General features: G+C 72.5%; 1 protein-coding gene. It reads right to left on the bottom strand.

The features are described 5' to 3' along the window. On the bottom strand, positions 1 to 240 hold a 240-nt coding region (locus ACQG3P_RS22655), incomplete at both ends, for a dihydrodipicolinate synthase family protein (protein ID WP_426806308.1).

Here is a 240-nt window from a genome sequence, read left to right as displayed (position 1 = left end):
GGCCGATGCCGATCCGGCGCAGCAGGTCTTTCACCGGGATGGGGTTGGGTTCCACCCCGCAGAATTCATGGAACGGCTCCAGCCGGGCATCCCAGGCCTCGGTGGCCTCGCGTTCGCCGGCCGCGGCCAGGGCGCACATGCGCCGGGAGGCACCGGGCAGCGCGTTCGAGCCGACCGAGATCAGCCCGTCCACCCCCGACAGGAGCGAACGGGCGGCCGGGCCGTCATCGCCACTGAGGA

Source organism: Stenotrophomonas sp. SrG (assembly GCF_050031795.1).
Classification (GTDB): Bacteria; Pseudomonadota; Gammaproteobacteria; order Xanthomonadales; family Xanthomonadaceae; genus Stenotrophomonas; species Stenotrophomonas rhizophila_A.
This window is presented reverse-complemented; position numbering and strand designations above follow the sequence as displayed.